We start from the raw sequence: 20,212 nt of genomic DNA on the forward strand, positions 1-20,212 counted from the left end.
AGCCCGGCCGACCGCCCCCCGACGACTGGACAGGAAGAATCAAGCATGACTCTCAGACCGGGACAAGGCTCACGAATGCTGGCCGGGCTCACGGCTAGCGCCCTCCTGGCCTCCGCCGGGTGCGGGACCACCAAGGTGACCGGGACCGCCCGGACCGGGACCGAGCAGCTCCTCCTGACCAACGCCTGGGATCGGGCCTTGCAGCGGGTCGACTTCCGGGCCCTGACCGGGGTCCCGGTCTACCTCGACACCACCAACGTCACGGCCGTCGACCAGGGCTGGGTCATCTCCAGCCTCCGCGAGTCGATGCTCTCGCAGGGCGTCCTGATCCGCGAGAAGCGCGAGCAGGCCCAGTTCATCGTCGAGGCCCGCGTCGGGGCCTACGGGACCGATGAGGACAACTTCCTGGTCGGGATCTCCCAGACCGCCATCCCCCCGACCGTGACCGGGGTCCCCGCCGGGACCATCCCCGAAGTTCCGGTGGTCAAGCGAAGCCGACAGCAGGCCGTCGCCAAGCTGGCGCTCTTCGCCTACGACCGGGCCAGCGGCCAGCTCGTCTGGCAGTCCGGGACGGTCCTCGATCAGGCCGACACCAAGGATGTCTACATCGGCGGCTTCGGGCCGATCAAGTCGGGGTCGATCCGCGAAGGGACCGAAGTCGCCGGGATCAAGCTCCCGCTGCCTGGCGAAGGGGAAGCCGCCACTCCCGAGCCCGGTAGCCTTCGACAGGAAAACAAGCCCTATAACCCGCCCGCCTTGCAAAGCCCCTCGAACTTCTCGGACCTCGATTCCTTCCGGCCCTGATCCGACCGGATCCCTCGGTTGGGCTCCGAGGGGATCCCGGGGGTCATTTCAGATTCCCTTTAATTCACGATCATGATTGACTTGTGGATTATTATTAGTTGGAGACCTACCACGAAAGCCGCAACGATCGCCGGATGAACCAACCTTGCCCAGCCTGCCCCCCCTCGAAAATTGCGAGAATTGCGGTGCCTGTTGCCTGGTCGTCACCCTCCCGCCGTTTCGGAGAATCTTCAACGAGGATGGGGAGGACGCCTGGGAGAGGCTCCGCTGGGAACGCCCGGACCTGCTCCTGGAGATCATCGAGGCCGAGCGAGACCGGAGGGATGACGGCCGGCCGATGCACGGCACGCCATGCAGCTGGTACGACGGCAACACTCGCCAATGCCGACACCACGAGCTACGGCCCCGCGCCTGTCGTGAGTTCGTCATCGGCGGGCAAGACTGCCGCGATGCCCGGCGACGGGCGGAGATGGATTGATCGGACCTTCGAAGCTCGAAGATCCTCGCCTCAGAAGTCGTGGACGATCAATCCGACCCGGCCCACCCGATAGGTCGAACCTTCCCGGATCTCCAGATTCCAGACCTCGCCGCCCTCGCGATCCTCGATCGTCTCGATCGTCCTCAGACCTCCCTTCGCGAAGACCCGGTCGCCGACCTTCAGATCACCCGCCCGGATCAGCCCGACCCCGAGTTTCCAGAGGGGATGGCCTTCGGTCGCGACGATTGTCTCCCCGCCGATCCTCAGGCCGATCATCCGGGATGCCTCCGACCGATGGACGGCGAGGATCGAACCCGGGCGATCCGGGAGATCCGGACCATCGCCTGTCATGACGAGTTCGCCCGGGCGGAGCGCCTCGATCGGTCGGAGCCCCTCGACGGTCTCGACGAGCGTCCCGCCCGCGAAGCACCGGTCTGTCTTCGGCTTCTCGCCCTTGTCACGCTCCCAGATCATGCACCAGGGCGAACCCGCCCCACCTCCCCCACCACCCCCGCCACTGATGACAGGCGGGCCGCCTTGCGGGACGTATGGGAGCGGGACCTGGACGTCGAGGGTGGGCTTGGGCCGCTGATCGGGCGGGACGTAGTTGTATCCGCGACGCTCCATGTACCACTTCAACCAGGCTTCCTTGTCTTCCCCGAGATCCTTGCCCGCGACGCGACGGAGGGCCTCGGCGAGCCGGGCGTTCAGTTCTCGGGTCGTGGCGTTGCCCGCTTCGATCACATTGACGTCGTTCTGGAGTTGGGCCTGCGCGCCCTGGGCCATCTTGATGGTCTCGGTCACCTCGAAATCTCGGTCGATCTGCGCCTGGAGGACCGACTTCTCGAAGGACTGATACTGCGGGCTGGGGTCGGGGCTGTTCTTGGGCGGAGTGGGAGGGGCCCAGGTGTAATCGAAGATGAAAAGCGACCCATGTTCTTTATTCCACCCGACCAGCTTCGAGCCGGGCGGTGGGGCGGTGACATGGTCGGAATTGAACTGAAGGGCCATCGAGAGTCGCTCGGCGAACGGGTTGTCGACGAAGGCCGCCTGCGTCTCCGACATCGACGGAGGCGCATACGACCGGCGGACGTTGAATTTCTCCCCCTCCACCATCAGGAAGCCGGGCGAGCCGGGTCCCGCGACCTGGCGGACCTCGTACTGGACCGGCTTCCGGAGGAGCCCGATCCAGAGCATCAGGACATCGTCGGGATCCCGACGGGTCAGGGTCTCCACGGCCGACCGGCGAACCAGGTCGGTCTTGCCGAAGACCCCCAGGCCTGCCAGCGCCTTCGAGGCATCCTCGCCCTCGATGCGGCCGAGTAGGTCGATCGCCCGCTCCTGATCGTCGGGCGTCCCCTGGCCGAAGACCTTCCTGATCGAGGGGATGGCCCGAAAGTCATGGATCTCGGCCAGGTCCGCCTCGGCGGCGGCCCGTCGAGACTTCTGGGACAACATCCCCTTCAGCTTCCGCAGGATCGGCATCCACCTCGCATCGGCCTTGCGCCGGGCCTCGGCCTCGGCCTTCTCGGCGGCGAGTTGTTCGGACGACACCCACCGACCACCGCGCCTCTCGAAACCGAGCTTCTTCCAGGCGAGTTCCCGGGCGGGTTCGAGCCGGGTCACGTCGAGAAACTCGATGGCCGCTTCCCCCTTCAGGCCCGCCGTTTCGGCCCAGAGGCCGAGCTTCCAGTGGGCCTCGGCCGTGTGGTCAATGGCCGCCCGCCTCGCGTAGTATTCGGCCAGAGCATCGGCTGGCCCCTGCCCCTGGGGCGAGGTCCATCCCAGGAAAGCCAGTCCGAGAATCCAGTGACCGATCATCGATCGCCTCCAAGAGTCCGAGGGTCCGAAGTCGCATCGAAGGGGGCCGCGACGGCCTCGTGGACGCGGTCATCGTGGGCGAGCAGCCCGTCTCGGCCGACCAGGATCCCCCGGCGATCGCCGACCTGGACGTGATAAACCGACTGCGGGTTCGACCTGCCCGCGTCGAGCACCTTCGAGAGCCCATCGAGTCCCCGGATCCGGTCGCCCGGCTCGAGGTCGGCCAGGGGGACCCAACCACGACCCGCGACCCAGAGCCGTTCCAGGTCGGTCCCGGCGATCGAGCCATCGCCCACTCGCAGAGTTCGGGTCATCCCCCGGTCGATCCGTCGGGTGGAGAAGACCGGCGTGAAGGCCAACGCCCCCGAATCGAGATCCTGCGTCAGGATCAGGTCGCCGCCCCTGAGATCTTCGATGGTCCGGAGCCCGGCCCGGGTCCAGACCGGCGTCCCTTCGACGAACGCAGGCATCCGGGCCTTCGAGCCGGAGGGCAAGGGCGGTTCAGGCTCGACCGCCCCGACGTCTCGCGAAAGTGGTGGGGCGATCGTCGACGTCTCGGATAGCTCGCCCCACCACTTTCGCCAGGCGTCGGGGTCCTCCCCCGGGGACTCGCCGGCGACGATCTTCAACGCCATCCGGGCGCGGTCGTTGATCTGGTCGACGCCGGCGTTGTAGCGATCCAGGCTCGCCACGTCCCACCGGAGGTTCTCGCGGGCGAAGGCCGCCTGCTGCTGCGCCAGCATCATCAACTGGCCGATCGGTATCTCGGCCTGGATCGGGGCGTTGAAGCCGCCACCGGCGAACGAGCTCGCACCGCCCCCGGCCGCCGTCGTCTTGCCGAGCAACGAGGAGTTGGCTTGCTGGTTGGCGAAAAGTTGATCCCCGAGCTGCTGGCCGGTCGCCCCGAGGCCGGCCTGGGCGAGATTGGCGCCGACTCCGGTCATGTCGGGGGCACCCGAGTAGAGCGGGTCGAGGGCCGCCTGGATCGGCTGCGAGGTGTAGCCGACCTGTCGACGGACGATCGCAAAGCCGTATGCATCGCGATCCCACGTATCGCCAGGTCGGAAGTCGAGCGGCGGGGGGGGGGCCGCGTAAAAGCGTCGGGTATTCGCCGTCTTCCCCTGGACGTAAAGCTCGCCCGGGCTTCCCGGCCCGCCCACCGGCTTGACCTCGTAGCGAATCCGGTCCTGAAGCAGCCCGATCAGCCAGGGGGCGGATTCCCGAGGGTCGCGCCCCGCGAGCGACTCGGCCGCCAGCCTCCGGATGGATTCCGATCCGCCGAAAATCGCGAGCCAGGCCAGCCCTCGGGATGCCGAGGGATCGTCGATCTGGGTCAGGAGCCGGACGGCGATCTTCTGGGACTCCGGGCTTCCCGAGCCGAAGACCTTGCCGATCGAGGGGACGGCCAGGGGATCGGTCACGCCTCGGAGCAACGCCTCGGCCTCGGGCTGCTTCGAGGGTTGCCCGAGCCACGTCTTCCATCTTGCCAGCAGGGGTCGCCAGCGGGCGTCGGCCTTGCGACGTGCTTCGATCTCGGATTTCTCGATGGCGGCCCGATCGGGAAAGACCCAGCGGCTCCCCTGTTTCCTGGCCCCGAGCTTCTTCCAGGCTTCTTCGCGAGCGGGGTCGAGGCGAACGACGGCCCGGAGGTGGACCTCGGCCTCGGCCAGCAGTCCGGCCTCCTCTGCCCAACGGGCCATCTGCCAGTGGGCCTGGGGCGTATCGGCGATCTGATCGCGGCGGCGGGCATACCGGGCGAGAGCGTCCCTCCGATCCGCCTGGTTCCCGGCCCGCTCGATGGCCTCCGCTGGCGTCCGCCATCGTCCCTCGTCGACCATCTGGCCGAGGAGCCGACGAGCGATCGGCTGGTCGGGATCGGCCTCGATCGCAAGCTTGAGGTGCGCCCGTTCGAGATCCGCGAGCCCGCGGGCCTCGCACCAGAGGGCCAGGCGGACCTGCGCCTCGGCCGAAGGTCCCACGGCGGCTCGGGCTTCCTGATAAGCCGCCCGGACCCGCTCGGAGGGGAACTGGGCATCGACGGCCAGGATGGCGGCACAGGCATAAAGGACGAGCATGGGCGCCCCCGATTTCGTCAAACTCACATTCTCTTGATGTCTTATTTGTTAGCAGCCTCTCGGACCGAGGTCCAGGATAGGATGGCTCGGGAAGCGAGTTCGTGAACGTGATTCACGAACTCCCGGCCATCAATCCTCGCGGGCAGGACGTGAGCCTGAATCGTCCGCGAAGACGATGCCCCCCGAGATGCGGGCGGCTGGCAGCGAACCCGGATGGACCCGATGGGGCTCGCGAGGCCGGATTCGATGGGCCTCAGGGCGTTCGAGGGTTGCTCGACCACGGCTCACCTCCTGGGGTATAACGTTCTTTCGGCGTGGGCGGTCCCGGACCGCTCGGAGCCGCCTCGCCCCGGCCTTCTTGTGAGTGGGAGCCCGCCCGGAATGACTGCGAACGGCCCGATCGACCTCCGCGACCACATCCGAGACATCCCCGACTTCCCCAAGCCGGGCATCCTGTTCAAGGACATCACGCCCCTCCTGGCCGACGCCAAGGCGTTCGGATCGGCGGTCGACCGCCTGGCCGACCATTTCCAGGGTCACGGGGTCGACGCGGTGGCCGCCGCCGAGGCTCGCGGGTTCCTCTTCGGGCCACCCCTGGCGCTCCGGCTCGGCGTGGGCTTCATCCCGATTCGCAAGCCGGGCAAGCTGCCCTACTCCAAGATCGGCCTGGAATACGCGCTGGAGTACGGGACCGACCGCCTGGAGGTCCATAGCGACGCCCTGGCACCCGGCAAGCGGATCCTCCTGCTCGACGACGTCCTGGCCACCGGCGGGACGATGGCCGCCTGTCGAGACCTGGTCCGGATGGCCGGGGCCGAGGTTGTCGCCTGTGCCTTCGTGATCGAGCTGAGCTTCCTGGGAGGCCGGGCCAAGCTGGAGCCGGAAGAGATCTTCAGCCTGCTGACCTACTGATCCCCCCGAGATGCGACGGGTCGGTCAGCGAACCTCGAACGCAAGGGAGTTCGAGGCGACCTTCATGGGCGTCGGTCCCTGCTCGTCGTGATAAGTGATCTTCACCTGAAAACGTCCCGACCCGAGACGATACAGCTGGGAAAGGTCCGGGGGAGTGCCTTCCTCATGGCATCCTCCGGCGGGGATCACGACCCGATAATTCTTGTCGCGGCCACCCCGAGGGGCAAATCGATCCCGGGCCTGTTCGCCAAGTTCGGTCAGGGGAACCTCGTTGCCGCCGGAATCGAACAACTCGATTCGATGGTTCGAGGCGAAGGTGCTGACCCAGATCGTGACCGGTTCGGACGATCCGTTCGTGAGGACCAACCGAGGGCAGATCCGCTCCCCGCGATCGAATGTAGCCTGGGGTAAGGTGATCGCGAGTCGACAGTCCCAGGGATTCGCCGGGATCGGCCTCCACGATTTGGCGGGAAGGGTCCGCACGGGAGCTTTCGCGACGCTGCCGGGAAGGGACGATCCGGAATCTCGCGCGAGGGCCATCGCCATCAAAGTTGACAAGGTCGCAAACAGGAGGAGCAGGGCCGTCGAGAGAGGGTTGAAGCGTCTCATGGCCTGACTGCCCTCCGAAGCTGATGGGATAGGATCGGCTTGGATGTCACGGGCATCCGCACAGATCAAAGATTACCGATCTCACCCGGTCCGGTCAACCGCGAGGGCCTTGCGGTGGGGTCGATCGTGGGGGACGATCAACCGAATGGGTGGCGTGCCCAGTCGCAATCGGGCCTGCCACCCCAGAAATCCTGCCGATCTCACCAAGCGAGGGCCAGACCGATGACCGGTATCGATCGAAGGACGTTTCTCGGGGCGGCAGGGGCGGCTGCCTTGGCAGGCCGGATCGCGAGGTCGGCCCCGGCGAGCGAGCGGCTCCGCGTGGCCGTGGTCGGGCTCCGGAGTCGAGGGACCGACCTGGCCCGCCTGTTCGCCAAACGGCCCGATACCGAGGTCGTGGCCGTCTGCGACATCGACGACTCCATGATCGCCAGGCTCGCGCCCGAGGTCGAGAAGATCTCCGGCAAGGCCCCTCGCGCCGAGAAGGACTTCCGCCGGCTCCTGGATGACAAGGAAGTCGACGTCATCGTCAACGCCACGCCCGATCACTGGCACGCCCTGGTGGCAGTGATGGCCTGCCAGGCCGGTAAGGACGTGTACACCGAGAAGCCCGCCAGCCACAACGTGGTCGAAGGGCGACGGATGGTCGAGGCCGCCCGGAAGTACAAGCGGGTCGTCCAGATGGGCACCCAGCGTCGGAGCATGCCGCACGTCATCGAGGCGGTCAAATATGTCCAGTCGGGCGGGATCGGGACCGTGGGCATGGCCCGAGCCTGGATCTTGCAGAAGCGACCGGCGATCGGCCCCGGCCAGCCCGCCGAGATCCCCGCTGGTGTCGATTACGCGATGTGGCAAGGACCGGCGCTCGATCGCCCCTTCATGTCGAACCGGTTCCATTACAACTGGCACTGGTTCTGGAACTGGGGGACCGGCGAGTTGGGCAACAACGGGGTCCACGGCATCGACGTCGCCCGATGGGGCCTCGGGGTCGATGCCCCGACGGCCGTGACTTCCGGGGGCGGGCTCTACGTCTTCGACGATCGCGAAGTGCCCGACACCCAGATCGTCACCTGGGAGTTCCCCAAGGCTTGCATCGTCTGGGAACACCGGCTCTACGACAAGCACCCGATGGACGGACTGGGCTTCGGGATTGCCTTCTACGGTGACGAAGGGGTCCTGACCGTCGACGAGAAAGGCTGGAAGGTCGAGGATGGCAAGGAAGCTGGGGGGAAGGCCACCGAGGGGATGTCGGCCCACCTGACCAACTTCGTCGAATGCGTCAAGTCGCGAGAGACCCCCAACGCCGACATCGAGATCGGCCACCTGACCACCCGCCTCTGCCACCTGGGCAACATCGCCCATAGAGTCGGCCGCAAACTCACCTTCGACGCCGCGACCGAGTCGTTCCCCGGAGACTCCGAGGCCAACGCCCTCCTGAGTCGCGAGTACTCGTCGCGGTTCGAGATGCCATCCATCGTCTGATGTCTTCTCGCTGACGCGAGGTGCCTCCCCTGTCGGTCAGGTCAAACCCTGGCCGACAGGTGCAACATCCATTTGTTCGCCGATGATCCCCTGCCGCTCCAGGAGCCACAACACCGGCCGCTCGACCATTAATGGCGTCGGCAAAGGCTGAGGCGCATCATCCTGATCGGTCGCGGCGTCGCCCAGGGCGGAGCAGGCGAAGAATCGGTGCATGGGGAAGTGGGTGGCCATATAGTCGAGGAAGCCGGTCGCCCCCCACTTCCTCAGGGCCGACTGGACTTCCTCGTGCACCAGCGCGTCGAGGTGGCGGTCGGGCGGCTGGTCGGGCACGGAAGTGGCCAGGGTGTTCAAGATCGAGCCGGGTTCGAGGAGATGCCCCCAGCGGTCGAGCTTGTTCAGGCAGATCGCCAGAGGGGTCTTCACGGGGGTCCGGCCGAAGAAGGTCGAGAGCTTCCGGGCGTCGTTCAGGTAGTCGGCCGGGGGAACGCGGACCTCCTTCTCGGTCAGCTTGATCCGGCGGTCGAGCGCCACCTCGCGAATCCGCAAGGGGTCGAGCAGGAACAGCAGACCTCGGGCCTGGGCGAGGTAGCGGGCCTCGCCCCGGAGCAGGTCGATGTTCATCTCCCAGTCCTCGCCCGCCGTGTCGAAGAAAGAGAGCAAGGTCCCGGCCCTTCGATCCTTCGCCTTCCCCTTGCGGGCGGTCACCCGGTAGACCAGCGGTTGCAGGACCCTCCGATTGGTCTCGATGCTCGGGGTGGCGAAGTGGCTCCGTCGGTAAGTGTCGCCGTCGAGATCCTCTCCGACCCCGAACTGCCCGCCGGTCCCATAGGTCAGGTCGTGGTATTCGCGGTCGTAGCGCTCGCGGATCTCGTCGGTCAGGGGGTCGAGCGTGAACCCTCGGGCCGCGCCGACGCGATGCTCCAGCTCGTGGATCAGGACCGTCACATACGTCGTCTTGCCGACCGATTGCGGGCCAAAGATCGCGATGTGCCCGGCCCCGAGGGTGACGACCGAGTCGGGCAACTGGCTGTGGCATCGGGGGCAGAGACGGACATCGGTCGGCTTGCCGCAGTTCGGACAGCCCAGCGAGGCGGGGAGGAGCATCCAGTCGATGTGGCGACGGAACCCGCGACGACGATCTTTCCGGGGGTCGACCCACCAGGGGCTCCGCAGGTTGGCCCCGGCCCCGGCGAACCGCGGCCCATTGAGCGCCTTCGAAAGGATCGGGTCATCGATCATCCGGCCGAAGTCGGTCTTGCAATAATGGTCGTCGCACCGCAGGTGCATCTCGCACGCGGCGAACTTATCGAAGCAGAACGGGCAGCGAATCCGACGGAGCGGGTCGAGCCGGGTCAGCCAGTCCAGGGGCATCGAGCACCATCAGCGGGTCGGGGGGCGTCGCGACCGGGGGCCAGCGTCCCCGGTTCATCCATCGTCTCGGATCGCGGCGGGCGATTCAACCGGGTGGAGTGTAATCGGGAAAGGTCGGGTTTCCGTCGAGTGCAGGTCCAAATTATCATGGACCCCGGTCGGCGATCTCGACGCACCCTGCCCGCTTCGGTCGGGGGCGATCCCAGGACGTTGCCGACCGATGGCCGAAATGACCGAGTCGGAATGGGCTTCCTCGCCCGATCCCGAGTTGATGCTCCGTTTCCTCCTGTCTCGAGTCCGCGACGAACGACTCCGCCTATTTGCCTGCGGGCTCTGTCGACGAATCTGGCATCTCCTCGCCGATGGCTCACGCCATGCCGTGCGGGTTGCCGAGCGATACGCTCAAGGTCGGGCATCCCCCGCCCAACTCGAACACGCCCGATGGAGGGCGGAAGCCACCCTGAATCGTTGGCAGGCAGAGGAGTATGTGGCCGAGTCGGATGCTGGATTCTGCTACGACGAGACTTACTGCGTCGTCGCAGCCCGACTCTATGCGGCCTACGCCGCCCTGGCCGTCTCGGCGGCCGATCCGATAGGCTCCGTCGTCCGATACGATGAATACTTCGATCAAGTCGAATGGACGCATGCCTGGACCGTTGCGGCCCGCGCCGACATGGCCAGGGCTTGCGTCTTCGAAGCGATCCGGGGTCCGGAAAGAGGGACGATCGTTACGATGGCCGAGATCTGGGCCCATGTCGCCCAGACCAAGGAGAGGAAGGCCCAGGCCGACCTCCTCCGGGAGATCATCGACTATCCTGGGGAACTCGACCCGGCAACTCCGACGAGGATCGACGGCTGAAACCCGCTTCGTCCTGCCTGGGAAATCCGGCCAGTGATGCAGTCGTGGCCGATCGGATTGCCTACGATAACCGGAGACTTCCAGAATTGACCCGGAATCCCGGTTAAAGATCGGGGACGGCCGGCGGTTGGATCAGGGATCTCGACAACTCGGAGCCTCGCCATGCACCGCTCGGCCTGCCCTTTCGCCGCCGCCTTGTTCGGGTCCATCTCCGGGTCCGCCGCCGGCTCGGCCGTCGGGGCCATGTCGGGCTGGCTCCTTTACGCCGCCTATTCCACGTCGGGAGGTCGAGACGCCTCGGGATTCGCCCTCCTGGCCTTCGGGACGCTCGGCATGGGCGTCGGAGGGAGCGGCGGCGCGGTCGGGGGGATGATCGAAGGCTGGTCGATGGTCGAAGGACCGGGCCCGACCGAGGTATCGGCCTCGAAATGGGGGGCGATCCTGGGCGGGCTCTGGTCGCTCCAGCCGATCCTCTGGCTTGCATTCACGACCGACCGGGCGACCGCCCTGTCCTTCGGCGCGGGTGCCTCGGCGATCGTCATGTCGCTCGGTGCGATCTCCGCGAGCCTGGGCGGGCTCGCGGCCCGGTCGATCGTCCGGGCACTCGGGATCGCCGGATCGTCAGCCCTGCCGATCCGGAAGAATGGCCGTTGAGCGTGACGACTCGACCCGAGTTCGTCATAATGGCCCGGCCGCTCCTGCTCCATTAACGATGGGCGGCCGAAACCGGGTCTCGCGAGCAAGCGCCGAATGACCGACGATTCCGCGTGGCCCCGAGGTCAACCCTTCCGACTTCACGATGTCCGGGTCGCCCGAGGAACATCGGAGATCCTCCGTGGGGTCGACCTGACTTTCGAGCCGGGTTACCGATATGTCCTGATCGGTGCCTCCGGGGCGGGCAAGAGTACGCTCCTCCGGCTCCTGAATCGGCTGGATGACCCCGATTCCGGGACTCTCTCCATCGGTGACATCCCCCTCCGCGGCCTGACGATCCGGGTGGTCCGGTCGGCGGTTGGCTTGGTGTTCCAGGCCCCACGACCCTTGCCCGGTCGACTCCTCGACAATCTGGCCTATCCCTTCGAAGTCAGGGGCCTCGCCGTGCCGGAACCCGACCGATTGGCCGGGATGCTCGACGAGGTTGGGCTCGACCCGATCTGGCTCGACCGCGACGCCTCGGCGCTCTCGGGGGGCGAGCGACAAAGACTGGCCATCGCCGCGAGCCTGGCGATCGGCCCCGAGTTCCTCGTGATGGACGAGCCGACCTCGGCCCTCGACCCGGCCTCGGCCCATCGGGTCGCGGCGATGCTGGAGCGTCGGGCCGCCTCCGGCCTGAGGACGATCGTGGTCACCCACAACCGAGAGCAGGCCGCCCGCCTCGGCGATCGGACGATCCGCCTGGAAGCCGGCAGGGTCGTCGACCAAGGGCCGACGTCCGACGTCTTGGCCCGCGCCGATGCGTCGATCTGGAACGGATCGGGCGAGGAACGAGGGAGCCTCGAAGACGTTCGCACCAGATCCTGAGCGAGGGAGGACTTTCGTTGATCAAGCCCGGACGATGGTCGATCGCAGTCCTGATGGCGGTGGTCTTCTTTGTCGCGGCCGACTTCGCGATTCTGAGGGCGTTGTGTAACACGGCAGAGCCAATGGTGATTGCTCTCTCCACCCTTCCCATGAGCAATCTGTTGATTCTGACAATGCCCAGGATAAAGCGAGACAGCATCAATCGAGAGTTCTGGATGGGCTTCCAGGCTATAGGCTGGATCATGATCCTCCTCTTCGCCCTCGTCACATCGCTCTATTATTCACAATTCCTCTACCCCATCGGGTGGATCGACGACCACGATGGCCTCCCTTCCACTAGCTCAGCCGAGATAGCATTGCTGATCTGCTGCATCGTCGTGATTTATACAATTCCCCTGGTGCTGGGAGCGATGTTCGGGGGCTGGTTCTCGTCCAGGTACAGGATCGTCATCGAGAGACGACCGGCATCGAGTGGCGAGGAGTCCTGATGATGAAAGCTCAGGGTCCGGACTGGATAGGGCTGGTCTGGGCTGGCCTGCCTCTGGTGGGGTGCATGATCCTGCTGGCCTGGCAGAGGCTCGGGCAGGTCCGGTCGATGGCGATCTCGACGACCCGTCTGGTCGTCCAGATGATGCTCCTGGCGGTGGTCCTCCGGGCGATCATCGCGGCCAATCAACCGGCGCTCGTCCTGTCGATCGCGCTGGCGATGCTGGCGGTGGCGGCCCATACCGTGGGAGCCCGACAGGCTCGGGGGCGCTGGGAGATCCGGGTTCAGGCGTTCGGGGCGATGCTGGTGGGGGCCGCCCTGGTGATGGCGGTCTCGATCCGGCTTTCGCTGGGGGTCCAGCCCTGGTACGACGCCCAGACGGTGATCCCGATGCTGGGGATGATCCTGGGCAATAGCGTGACCGCCGTCTCGCTGGCCGCCGAGCGGTTCGCCAGCGACCTCCGGGCCGATCGCGATCTCGTGGAGCTTCGGCTCGCGCTGGGGGCCACCCCCCGGCAAGCGGCCACCCCGGCGCTCCGCTCGGCGGTCTCGGCGGGGCTCTCGCCGATCCTGAACAACATGGCGATCGCGGGGATCGTGGCCATCCCCGGGATGACCACCGGTCAGCTCCTGGCCGGGGCCGACGTCGGCCAGGCGATCCGCTACCAGATCTTGCTTTACCTGGAGATCGCCTCGACGGTCGCGATCAGCGTCCTGATCCTGCTGGCGATCCGACTTAGTCGCCACTTCACGCCAGCCCAGCAGTTGCGGCGCGAGACGCTGGAGGGATGAGGATTGGCCACCCCACTCCCCAGGGCGACCCGAGGGGAATGGGGTGGCTGACGGTCTCGCCCTGGATCTCGAATCAGGGCGGTGTCATCCCGGGGCCGCCGGGCTGGCCGGGCATCATCCCGGGGCCTCCCGCTCCGCCTTCGGGGGTGGTGCCCGCGGCGGCGGCGGCATCGGGAGCCTCTTCGAGGATCGCCTCGGTCCCGTAGGGGCGGGCGGCCTGGTGGATCATCAGCCACTCGGCCTTGGGATCGAAGAGCATCGGCCGGTCTCGGAACTCACCCGAAGGATCCGGATCCCCCACACCGTTCCGGGCGAAGGTGTAGCCGGTGGTGTACTGGAAGAAGGCCAGGAAGTCGCGATCGAACCGCTCGCCGTAGAACGGCTTGTACTTGTAGTCCATCACCCCGAGCATCTTCTTCTGGACGGGCGACGCCTGATAGGCCAGCAGGAGCATCGCGATCATGACCAGGGAAGCGCCCGCCGCGAAGACGACCCGGCCCAGGTGGTAGACCGGCGTCGGGAACCGGACCATCGTGGGTGCGATGCTCTCCGTCGCCAGCCGGAGCAGCAGGAGCGAGACGATATAGATGGCCATCATGCTCAGCGAGTCGGAGAAGTTGCCCACCATCTCCGACCCGACGTTATTGACGATCAGCTGCGCCAGGGGCTCGTAGAAGTTGAACGAGATCAGGGCGGCGAAGAGGGCGTTGAAGAACATCAGGGCCGCCCCCCAGAGCCCTTCGCTCATCAGGGCGTAGGTCATCCCGAGCACCAGGCCGAGGATGATCAGGTCGATGATCGTACTCATGAAACGATATTCCCGAATAAGTGGGTTGTCGTCGATGTTTGAGGGAAGATGTCTGGCGTTTTCCGGACCGGCGGATGTCTTGGCCCTCAACCGGCCTTCGGCCACCCTCTCCCGAGGGGAGAGGGAACCGTCAGGAAGCTACGCCATCGTGATGACGAACCCCTGAGGCCATGTCACTCACTTCACAACTCGCAGGAGTTCATCGATCGACGTCTTGCCCTGGATGACCTGGCGGAGGCCGTCTTCCTGGAGGTAGATCATGCCGTTCTTGCGGGCCTCGGCCTTGATGGCATTGATCGAGGGGTTTTCCCGGATCAGGTCTCGCAACGGCTCGGTGATGATCAGGAGTTCGAAGATCCCGGTCCGGCCCAGATATCCGGTCCCCCCGCAGGCGGGGCAGACCACCTGGGGTTCGGTAGGCTTTCGATAGAAGACGTCGACCTTGTCGGCGGGCAGGTTGGCCTTCTTGAGGAACTCGGGCTTGGGCTTGTAGGGTTCCTTGCAGTTCTCGCAGAGCTGGCGGACCAACCTCTGGCCGAGCACGGCGGTCAGGGCCGAGGCGATCATGAAGGGCTCGACGCCCAGGTCGAGGAGCCGGAACAGCGCGGTGATCGTGTCGTTGGAGTGGACCGTGGAGAAGACGAAGTGGCCGGTGGTGGCCGCCTGGCAGGCGATCGTCGCGGTCTCCTGGTCTCGGATCTCGCCGATCATGATCACGTCGGGGTCCTGGCGGAGGATCGACCGGAGGCTCCCGGCGAAGGTCTGCCCGCTCTTGGTGTTGATCTCCATCTGGGTGATGTTGTCGAGATGATATTCGATCGGGTCCTCGACCGTGATGATGTTCTTCTGGAAGCGGTCGATCTCGCGGAGGCAAGCATAGAGCGTGGTCGTCTTGCCCGACCCGGTCGGCCCGCAGCAGAGGAACATCCCGTGCGGCTGGGTGACCACGTTGCGGATCTCGGCCACCATCTTGCCCCGGAGCCCGACCTCGTCCAGCCGGCCCACGGCCGAGGCGTTGTCGAGGATTCGCATGACCATCTTCTCGCCCGACTTCGAGCCCGAGGTGGCCACGCGGAAGTCGATGTCGCGTGATTCGAGCTTGGCGCCGAATGAACCGTCCTGGGGCTTCCGCTTCTCGGAGATGTCCATCGCGGCCAGGACCTTGAAGACGTTCAGGACCGCATCGCCGGTCGGGCGATCGAAGGGCTCGGCGGCGTGGAGGATCCCGTCGATCCGGTAGCGGATCGAGAGTTGCTCGGGGCTGGGCTCCAGGTGGATGTCGGTCGCCCGGCGGAGGACCGCGTCGTAGACCAGCTCCTTGGCGGCCATGTACGACTTCGACTCCTCGGCCCGCGCCACCCGTTCGGGGTCGGCCTTCGCGGAGCCCTGGGTCTTGCCCACGAAGGTGATCGGCGGGCCCGATCGGTCCCCCCCGTCATCGCCCTTGTTGAAGACCCCATGCATCCCCATCTTGTTCATCAGGCCGTTGGCGACCTCGCCCAAGTGGTAGGGCGTCAGGACCTTGCTGTCATCGGGGACGGTCTGGTTCCGGACGTAAATGTAGGTGAACAGCGGGATGAAGTAGGAGAGGAGCAGCAGGACCAGGCCGACCGCGTAGATCGGGATCGCCCAGACCATCGCCAGCCCGAGGACGCCGGTGCCGAACACGACGGAGTTCCACATCTCGAACCGGGTATTGGCCAGTTCCTTGGTATCCGAGTCGACCCAGGCGGTCGTCCAGGCCCAGAGCAGGTAGATGATGAGGACCGGGGCGAACTTGAACAGGTTGAGGTAGAACCCCGACCCGCGTTGCATGTCGAACTTCTGCGCGAGCAGGGCGAGATCGCCCAGGCCGGCAGCCGAGGCATCGGAGGCCACGCCGAGGATCAGCAGGGCGAATGTCGCGAGCGCGGCGACGGCGAGACGCGGACGGATCATCGCTGGCCTTTCATTGAACGGTGGACGCATCGAGGGCCGGGAGGGGTGAAACGGGGACGATCTCCGGGGTCGCGCCCCCGGTCTCGACCCCTCCCGATGGGGGAGTGTCGGGACCGGGACAATGGTCGCAGGCCCGTCGTGTCGCGACCCAACCTTGCGGCGCTTCGACTTACAAGATACCAGGTTGGTTGAGCGTAATCCCCTTGAGCGCCATTTTCAGGACCTCGACGCTCGGGGCGAACTCGAACGCCGTCGCCCGATCGATCTTCTCGGCGACGACCAGCTGGCGGAGGCTCTCGGTGAAGTCCTGCATCCCCTCTTCCTTGCCCATCCGGATCGCATCGCCCAGCTTGTTGTCGTCTTCGTTCATGATCAGCTTGCGGATGATCGGATTGGTCCGCATGATCTCGTTGGTCGGCACGCGCGTCTGCCCGGTCTTCTCGCGATACTCCTTGGCGGTCGGCAGGAGCTTCTGGGCGACCACCGCCTTGAGGTTGAACTCCATGTTCTGCCGCAGGGGAGTGTGCATCTCGCGGGGGAAGAGATCGAGGATTCGGCTGATGGTCGACGGGGCGGTGGAGGCGTGAATCGTCCCGAAGACGAGGTGCCCTGTCTCGGCGGCGTGGAGGGCCGCGCTGAAGGTATCCTGGTCACGCATCTCGCCGACCAGGATGATGTCCGGATCCTGGCGGACCGCATCCTTCAGGGATTTGTGGAAGTCCATGACGTCGATCCCCAGCTCACGCTGGTTGATGATCGATTTGTCGTCGGTGAACGTGAACTCGATCGGGTCTTCGATCGTGACGATGTGCATCCGCTCGCGTTCGTTGATGTACTGGAGCATCGAGGCGATGCTGGTACTCTTGCCCGAGCCGGTGACGCCCGCGAAGATGATGATCCCCTGCTCGTACTGGGTGAGTTCGGCGATGACTGGTGGCAGGCCGAGCTGCTCGAAGTTGGGGATCGAGTTGCTCACCCGCCGGGCGACCAGGCTGAGCCGTCCCCGGGCGCGGAACAGGTTGACGCGGAACCGGGTCTCGAGCTTGCCGTCGTAGACGATGTGGGCGAAGTCGCAACCGCCTTCTTCTTCCAGGATCTTCTTGGCCCGAGGGGTGAGGATCGGGAACATCAGCCGTTCCATCTCGGCGGTCGTCAGGACCGGCAAGGACATCTGCCGGAGGACCCCGCCGAGCCTCATGCACGGGGGAAGCCCGACCTTCAGGTGAAGGTCCGAGCCCTGATGCTTCATGACCATTCGGAATAGTTTATTGGCCTCGGGCTCGGTGGCGACGGCTTCGATACTCGTTGCTTCGACGGTCGACATGATGCTCAGTCCTCCGCGCGATTGGTGCGCCGGCGTGGTGCTTGGGGGCGGCCGAAGAGGCTTGGAATTGGGGATGTGTCGTCTGACTGGATCGAAATGGGGCTGCGTCGTAAATTGGCGATGGAAGGGCCGCTCGACCGCCGACCGATGGGCGAAGGCCGATCCATCGGGAGCCGGACCTGGCGATCGACCATCGACGGATCGGCCATGCTTCCCTCAATCAATGGCGATAGCCGCCGTCCCGACACGCCGGACGGGGACGCCCCGACGATGGAGATAATCCTTCGTCTGGGCGATGGTGAACTCTCGGTAGTGAAAGATGCTGGCGGCCAGGGCGGCGGAAGCCCCCCCCTCGTCGAGCGCGGCCCGGAGATGCTCGGGGTTCCCGGCCCCGCCGGAGGCGACCACGGGGACCTCGACGGCGTCGACCACCGCCCGGGTCATCGGGAGGTCGTAACCGGCCTTGGTCCCGTCGGCATCCATGCTGGTCAGGACGATCTCACCAGCCCCCAGACGCTCGACCTCTCGGGCCCAGGCGACTGCCTCCAGACCGGTGGAGATCCTCCCGCCGTTAACGTGGACCTCCCAGACTTCCCGACCCTCGCGGCTGACTCGTTTCGGGTCGATATTCACCACGATGCACTGGCGGCCGAATCGACGGGCGGCCTTCTCGACGAACCCGGGGTCCTTCACGGCCGCCGAGTTGATCGAAACCTTGTCGGCTCCGGCATTCAGCAAGGCCCGGATATCGTCGAGGGTCCGGATTCCGCCTCCCACGGTGACCGGCATGAAGCAGACCTCCGCGGTGCGCCGGACCACGTCCAGGATGATCCCGCGACCCTCGTGACTGGCCGTGATATCGAGGAAAACCAGCTCGTCGGCCCCCTCCGCCTCATACCGCGCGGCCACCTCGACCGGATCGCCGGCGTCGCGAAGGTTGACGAAGTTGGTCCCCTTGACCACCCGACCTTCATTCACATCGAGGCAGGGGATGATCCGCTTGGCGAGCATAGGTCGAGCTGCGTCCCCGTTCGGGCCTCCGAGAAGCCGCGGCGAACCAAATCCGCCCGACTAACGGAATTGTAACCCACCACGGCAAGCGATCCTAGACGGTGCCCGGATGAAAGAGGACGGGCGCGATCGATCGTCGGTGTCGGAACGTCCTTGATTCTCGGAGACACCACGCCTATCGAGGCTGGCCGAGGATTCCGGGAGGCAGCGGCCCTCGTCGAGAATCAATCCGGAGCCCCTTCGGGCACCGCCGATTCAACCTTCGCACAACGATCGTGATGCAAATCCCGGGCAACCTGCGTACGATGTCAGGAGCGATCCTACGGGCCCTCGAGGGGCGGACCGGCGGACAGATTAGCCCTCCGCGACGTCCAGGCCGGGGGTTAGGCCCGATCCCTCATATCGAATCGACATGGGGCGACGGCGGCATCGGATTCCGGGCGGGACCAGAGCGAGGACGGTGGATCATGCATTGCGGACGCTTCCACGAGGCCCCGATCAGCCGACGTCAGATGCTCGCCCGATGTGCCAATGGCTTCGGGGCGGTCGCCCTGACCGCGCTCATGGGCGACCGGACTTACGGTGGCTCGATCGCCTCGGGGCACGAATCGGATCCGATGGCACCTCGCCCTCCGCATTTCCCGGCAAGAGCCAAGAGCGTCATCTTCCTCTTCATGGACGGCGGGCCGTCGCAGGTCGACACATTCGACCCCAAGCCCCGACTCGACCGCGAGCATGGTCAGGCCATCAAGGCGAAGGTCGAGCCGACCCAGTTCAACAACGTCGGCAAGGTGCTCAAGAGCCCCTGGGCATTCCGGAATCGCGGAGAGAGCGGGATCCCGGTCAGCGACCTCTTCCCGATGATCGGCGAGCACGTCGACGAGATGGCGATCGTCCGATCGATGGTCTCGAACTTCTCCGAGCACACCGGCGCCAACTACTTCATGCACACCGGCAACGGCCTCCAGGGCAAGCCCAGTCACGGCGCCTGGGTGACCTACGGCCTGGGGAGCGAAGCCCGCGACCTCCCCGGTTTCGTCGTGATCAACGGCGGCCTGATCCCTCCGGGCGGGGCTGACTGTTTCGGATCGGGTTTCCTGCCGGCCAGCTACCAGGGTTCGGTCTTCCGAGCCTCCGGAGAGCCGGTCGCCAACATCCGGCCCGCCGAGGGGACCGATGGGGCGCAATCGCGCAAGCTGGATCTGATGCGGAACCTCGACCGGGGCGTCCTGGGGCGAATCGGGCACCACGACGGCCTGGAGTCGTCGATCGCCAACTACGAGCTGGCGTTCCGGATGCAGACCTCGGTCCCCGGCCTGATGGACCTCGCGGGCGAGTCGGCGGCCACTCAGAAGCTATACGGGATCGACGACGAGTACGAACCGACCCGGATCTTCGCCCGCGAATGCCTGGTCGCCCGCCGACTGGTCGAGAGGGGCGTCCGCTTCGTCGAGTTGCTGTGCCCGACCGTGGGCCACGATCGATGGGATCAGCACGGCAACCTGAAGGATGGCCACGAGAAGAACGCCCGGGCCGTCGACCGGCCGATCGCCGGGCTCCTGGCCGACCTGAAGGCCCTGGGCCTGCTCGACGAGACGCTGGTGATCTGGGGCGGCGAATTCGGCCGGACCCCGATGGCCCAGGGGACCGACGGTCGCGACCATAATCCATTCGGCTTCACCATGTGGCTGGCCGGGGGCGGGATCAAGGGGGGGACCATCCACGGGGCTACCGACGACTACGGGTATCACGCGATCCAGGACAAGGTCGAGGTCCACGACCTCCACGCCACGATGCTCCACTTGCTCGGGATGGATCACAAGAAGCTGACTTACCGATTCAGCGGCCGGGACATGCGGCTGACCGATGTCCACGGCGAGTTGATCGATCCGGTCATCGCCTGAGCCCTGGCCGATCCCC

The 20,212-nt window shown here is 66.0% G+C and carries 18 protein-coding genes; 10 read left to right on the plus strand and 8 right to left on the minus strand.

What is annotated here, in order from left to right; genetic code table 11:
* The first annotated feature begins 45 nt into the window (after positions 1 to 45).
* Together P12x_RS11240 and P12x_RS11245 are read left to right on the plus strand one after the other, a co-directional pair.
* Positions 46 to 804: a DUF6655 family protein gene (locus P12x_RS11240; protein WP_435010958.1), complete on the plus strand. Its 759-nt coding sequence runs from the start codon at positions 46 to 48 to the stop codon at positions 802 to 804.
* Positions 805 to 949: 145 nt separating this feature from the next.
* Entirely contained in the window at positions 950 to 1,282 is a 333-nt protein-coding gene (locus P12x_RS11245) for a YkgJ family cysteine cluster protein (protein WP_435010959.1), read from the plus strand.
* Between the two features lie 30 nt (positions 1,283 to 1,312).
* Here P12x_RS11245 and P12x_RS11250 read toward each other — a convergent pair whose 3' ends face one another.
* Positions 1,313 to 3,103 carry a polymorphic toxin-type HINT domain-containing protein gene (locus P12x_RS11250; protein ID WP_435010960.1) on the minus strand — a complete coding sequence of 597 codons (1,791 nt, stop codon included), beginning with the start codon at positions 3,101 to 3,103 and terminating at the stop codon, positions 1,313 to 1,315.
* A complete protein-coding gene (locus tag P12x_RS11255) occupies positions 3,100 to 5,178 on the minus strand; it encodes a hypothetical protein (RefSeq protein WP_435010961.1) in 2,079 nt (692 codons plus the stop codon). Before P12x_RS11255 ends, P12x_RS11250 begins: the two co-directional genes overlap by 4 nt.
* Positions 5,179 to 5,559: 381 nt before the next feature.
* Here P12x_RS11255 and P12x_RS11260 point away from each other — a divergent pair, with 381 nt between their 5' ends.
* Positions 5,560 to 6,090, plus strand: coding sequence for an adenine phosphoribosyltransferase (locus P12x_RS11260; protein ID WP_435010962.1), 531 nt, complete (start codon positions 5,560 to 5,562; stop codon positions 6,088 to 6,090).
* A gap of 24 nt (positions 6,091 to 6,114) precedes the next feature.
* On the opposite strand, the gene P12x_RS11265 is transcribed toward P12x_RS11260, so the two are convergent.
* Positions 6,115 to 6,699 carry a hypothetical protein gene (locus P12x_RS11265; protein WP_435010963.1) on the minus strand — a complete coding sequence of 195 codons (585 nt, stop codon included), beginning with the start codon at positions 6,697 to 6,699 and terminating at the stop codon, positions 6,115 to 6,117.
* Positions 6,700 to 6,921: 222 nt separating this feature from the next.
* Here P12x_RS11265 and P12x_RS11270 point away from each other — a divergent pair, with 222 nt between their 5' ends.
* Positions 6,922 to 8,181, plus strand: a complete 1,260-nt coding sequence (locus P12x_RS11270) for a Gfo/Idh/MocA family protein (RefSeq protein ID WP_435010964.1) — start codon at positions 6,922 to 6,924, stop codon at positions 8,179 to 8,181.
* A 36-nt stretch (positions 8,182 to 8,217) separates the two neighbouring features.
* On the opposite strand, the gene P12x_RS11275 is transcribed toward P12x_RS11270, so the two are convergent.
* Positions 8,218 to 9,552, minus strand: a complete 1,335-nt coding sequence (locus tag P12x_RS11275) for a hypothetical protein (protein ID WP_435010965.1) — start codon at positions 9,550 to 9,552, stop codon at positions 8,218 to 8,220.
* Between the two features lie 220 nt (positions 9,553 to 9,772).
* On the opposite strand from P12x_RS11275, the gene P12x_RS11280 reads away from it, so the two are divergent.
* The 5 genes from P12x_RS11280 to P12x_RS11300 all read left to right on the plus strand — a co-directional run bounded on the left by P12x_RS11280 (position 9,773) and on the right by P12x_RS11300 (position 13,211).
* Positions 9,773 to 10,411 carry a hypothetical protein gene (locus P12x_RS11280; RefSeq protein ID WP_435010966.1) on the plus strand — a complete coding sequence of 213 codons (639 nt, stop codon included), beginning with the start codon at positions 9,773 to 9,775 and terminating at the stop codon, positions 10,409 to 10,411.
* Between the two features lie 162 nt (positions 10,412 to 10,573).
* Complete coding sequence (locus P12x_RS11285) at positions 10,574 to 11,065, plus strand: hypothetical protein (protein ID WP_435010967.1); 492 nt, start codon at positions 10,574 to 10,576, stop codon at positions 11,063 to 11,065.
* Between the two features lie 96 nt (positions 11,066 to 11,161).
* Positions 11,162 to 11,932: an ABC transporter ATP-binding protein gene (locus P12x_RS11290; protein WP_435010968.1), complete on the plus strand. Its 771-nt coding sequence runs from the start codon at positions 11,162 to 11,164 to the stop codon at positions 11,930 to 11,932.
* Positions 11,933 to 11,949: 17 nt separating this feature from the next.
* Positions 11,950 to 12,420, plus strand: coding sequence for a hypothetical protein (locus P12x_RS11295; RefSeq protein ID WP_435010969.1), 471 nt, complete (start codon positions 11,950 to 11,952; stop codon positions 12,418 to 12,420).
* Complete coding sequence (locus tag P12x_RS11300; RefSeq protein ID WP_435010970.1) at positions 12,420 to 13,211, plus strand: ABC transporter permease; 792 nt, start codon at positions 12,420 to 12,422, stop codon at positions 13,209 to 13,211. The genes P12x_RS11295 and P12x_RS11300 overlap by 1 nt, the downstream gene beginning before the upstream one ends.
* 73 nt (positions 13,212 to 13,284) lie before the next feature.
* Here P12x_RS11300 and P12x_RS11305 read toward each other — a convergent pair whose 3' ends face one another.
* From P12x_RS11305 to hisF, 4 genes are all read right to left on the minus strand, one after another.
* The gene (locus P12x_RS11305) at positions 13,285 to 14,019 is read right to left on the minus strand and encodes a hypothetical protein (RefSeq protein WP_435010971.1); all 735 of its coding nucleotides are present in this window, start codon (positions 14,017 to 14,019) and stop codon (positions 13,285 to 13,287) included.
* Positions 14,020 to 14,196: 177 nt separating this feature from the next.
* Positions 14,197 to 15,702: a GspE/PulE family protein gene (locus tag P12x_RS11310; protein ID WP_435011663.1), complete on the minus strand. Its 1,506-nt coding sequence runs from the start codon at positions 15,700 to 15,702 to the stop codon at positions 14,197 to 14,199.
* 424 nt (positions 15,703 to 16,126) lie between these two features.
* Entirely contained in the window at positions 16,127 to 17,281 is a 1,155-nt protein-coding gene (locus tag P12x_RS11315; protein WP_435010972.1) for a type IV pilus twitching motility protein PilT, read from the minus strand.
* Positions 17,282 to 17,497: 216 nt separating this feature from the next.
* Positions 17,498 to 18,292, minus strand: a complete 795-nt coding sequence (gene hisF, locus P12x_RS11320) for an imidazole glycerol phosphate synthase subunit HisF (RefSeq protein WP_435010973.1) — start codon at positions 18,290 to 18,292, stop codon at positions 17,498 to 17,500.
* Positions 18,293 to 18,759: 467 nt separating this feature from the next.
* Here hisF and P12x_RS11325 point away from each other — a divergent pair, with 467 nt between their 5' ends.
* Positions 18,760 to 20,196 carry a DUF1501 domain-containing protein gene (locus P12x_RS11325; protein ID WP_435010974.1) on the plus strand — a complete coding sequence of 479 codons (1,437 nt, stop codon included), beginning with the start codon at positions 18,760 to 18,762 and terminating at the stop codon, positions 20,194 to 20,196.
* Positions 20,197 to 20,212: the final 16 nt, after the last annotated feature.

It is taken from the genome of Tundrisphaera lichenicola (assembly GCF_051175385.1).
Taxonomy (GTDB): Bacteria; Planctomycetota; Planctomycetia; order Isosphaerales; family Isosphaeraceae; genus Tundrisphaera; species Tundrisphaera lichenicola.

Bases quoted from the DNA above. Each gene is read 5' to 3' on its own strand.
- P12x_RS11240 (WP_435010958.1), top strand. From the start codon at position 46: ATGACTCTCAGACCGGGACAAGGCTCACGAATGCTGGCCGGGCTCACG.
- P12x_RS11305 (WP_435010971.1), bottom strand. From the start codon at position 14,019: ATGAGTACGATCATCGACCTGATCATCCTCGGCCTGGTGCTCGGGATG.
- P12x_RS11310 (WP_435011663.1), bottom strand. From the start codon at position 15,702: ATGTGGAACTCCGTCGTGTTCGGCACCGGCGTCCTCGGGCTGGCGATG.
- P12x_RS11325 (WP_435010974.1), top strand. From the start codon at position 18,760: ATGCATTGCGGACGCTTCCACGAGGCCCCGATCAGCCGACGTCAGATG.
- P12x_RS11275 (WP_435010965.1), bottom strand. From the start codon at position 9,552: ATGCCCCTGGACTGGCTGACCCGGCTCGACCCGCTCCGTCGGATTCGC.
- P12x_RS11315 (WP_435010972.1), bottom strand. From the start codon at position 17,281: ATGTCGACCGTCGAAGCAACGAGTATCGAAGCCGTCGCCACCGAGCCC.
- P12x_RS11270 (WP_435010964.1), top strand. From the start codon at position 6,922: ATGACCGGTATCGATCGAAGGACGTTTCTCGGGGCGGCAGGGGCGGCT.
- P12x_RS11255 (WP_435010961.1), bottom strand. From the start codon at position 5,178: ATGCTCGTCCTTTATGCCTGTGCCGCCATCCTGGCCGTCGATGCCCAG.
- P12x_RS11290 (WP_435010968.1), top strand. From the start codon at position 11,162: ATGACCGACGATTCCGCGTGGCCCCGAGGTCAACCCTTCCGACTTCAC.
- P12x_RS11260 (WP_435010962.1), top strand. From the start codon at position 5,560: ATGACTGCGAACGGCCCGATCGACCTCCGCGACCACATCCGAGACATC.
- P12x_RS11280 (WP_435010966.1), top strand. From the start codon at position 9,773: ATGGCCGAAATGACCGAGTCGGAATGGGCTTCCTCGCCCGATCCCGAG.
- P12x_RS11300 (WP_435010970.1), top strand. From the start codon at position 12,420: ATGATGAAAGCTCAGGGTCCGGACTGGATAGGGCTGGTCTGGGCTGGC.
- hisF (WP_435010973.1), bottom strand. From the start codon at position 18,292: ATGCTCGCCAAGCGGATCATCCCCTGCCTCGATGTGAATGAAGGTCGG.
- P12x_RS11250 (WP_435010960.1), bottom strand. From the start codon at position 3,103: ATGATCGGTCACTGGATTCTCGGACTGGCTTTCCTGGGATGGACCTCG.
- P12x_RS11265 (WP_435010963.1), bottom strand. From the start codon at position 6,699: ATGAGACGCTTCAACCCTCTCTCGACGGCCCTGCTCCTCCTGTTTGCG.
- P12x_RS11285 (WP_435010967.1), top strand. From the start codon at position 10,574: ATGCACCGCTCGGCCTGCCCTTTCGCCGCCGCCTTGTTCGGGTCCATC.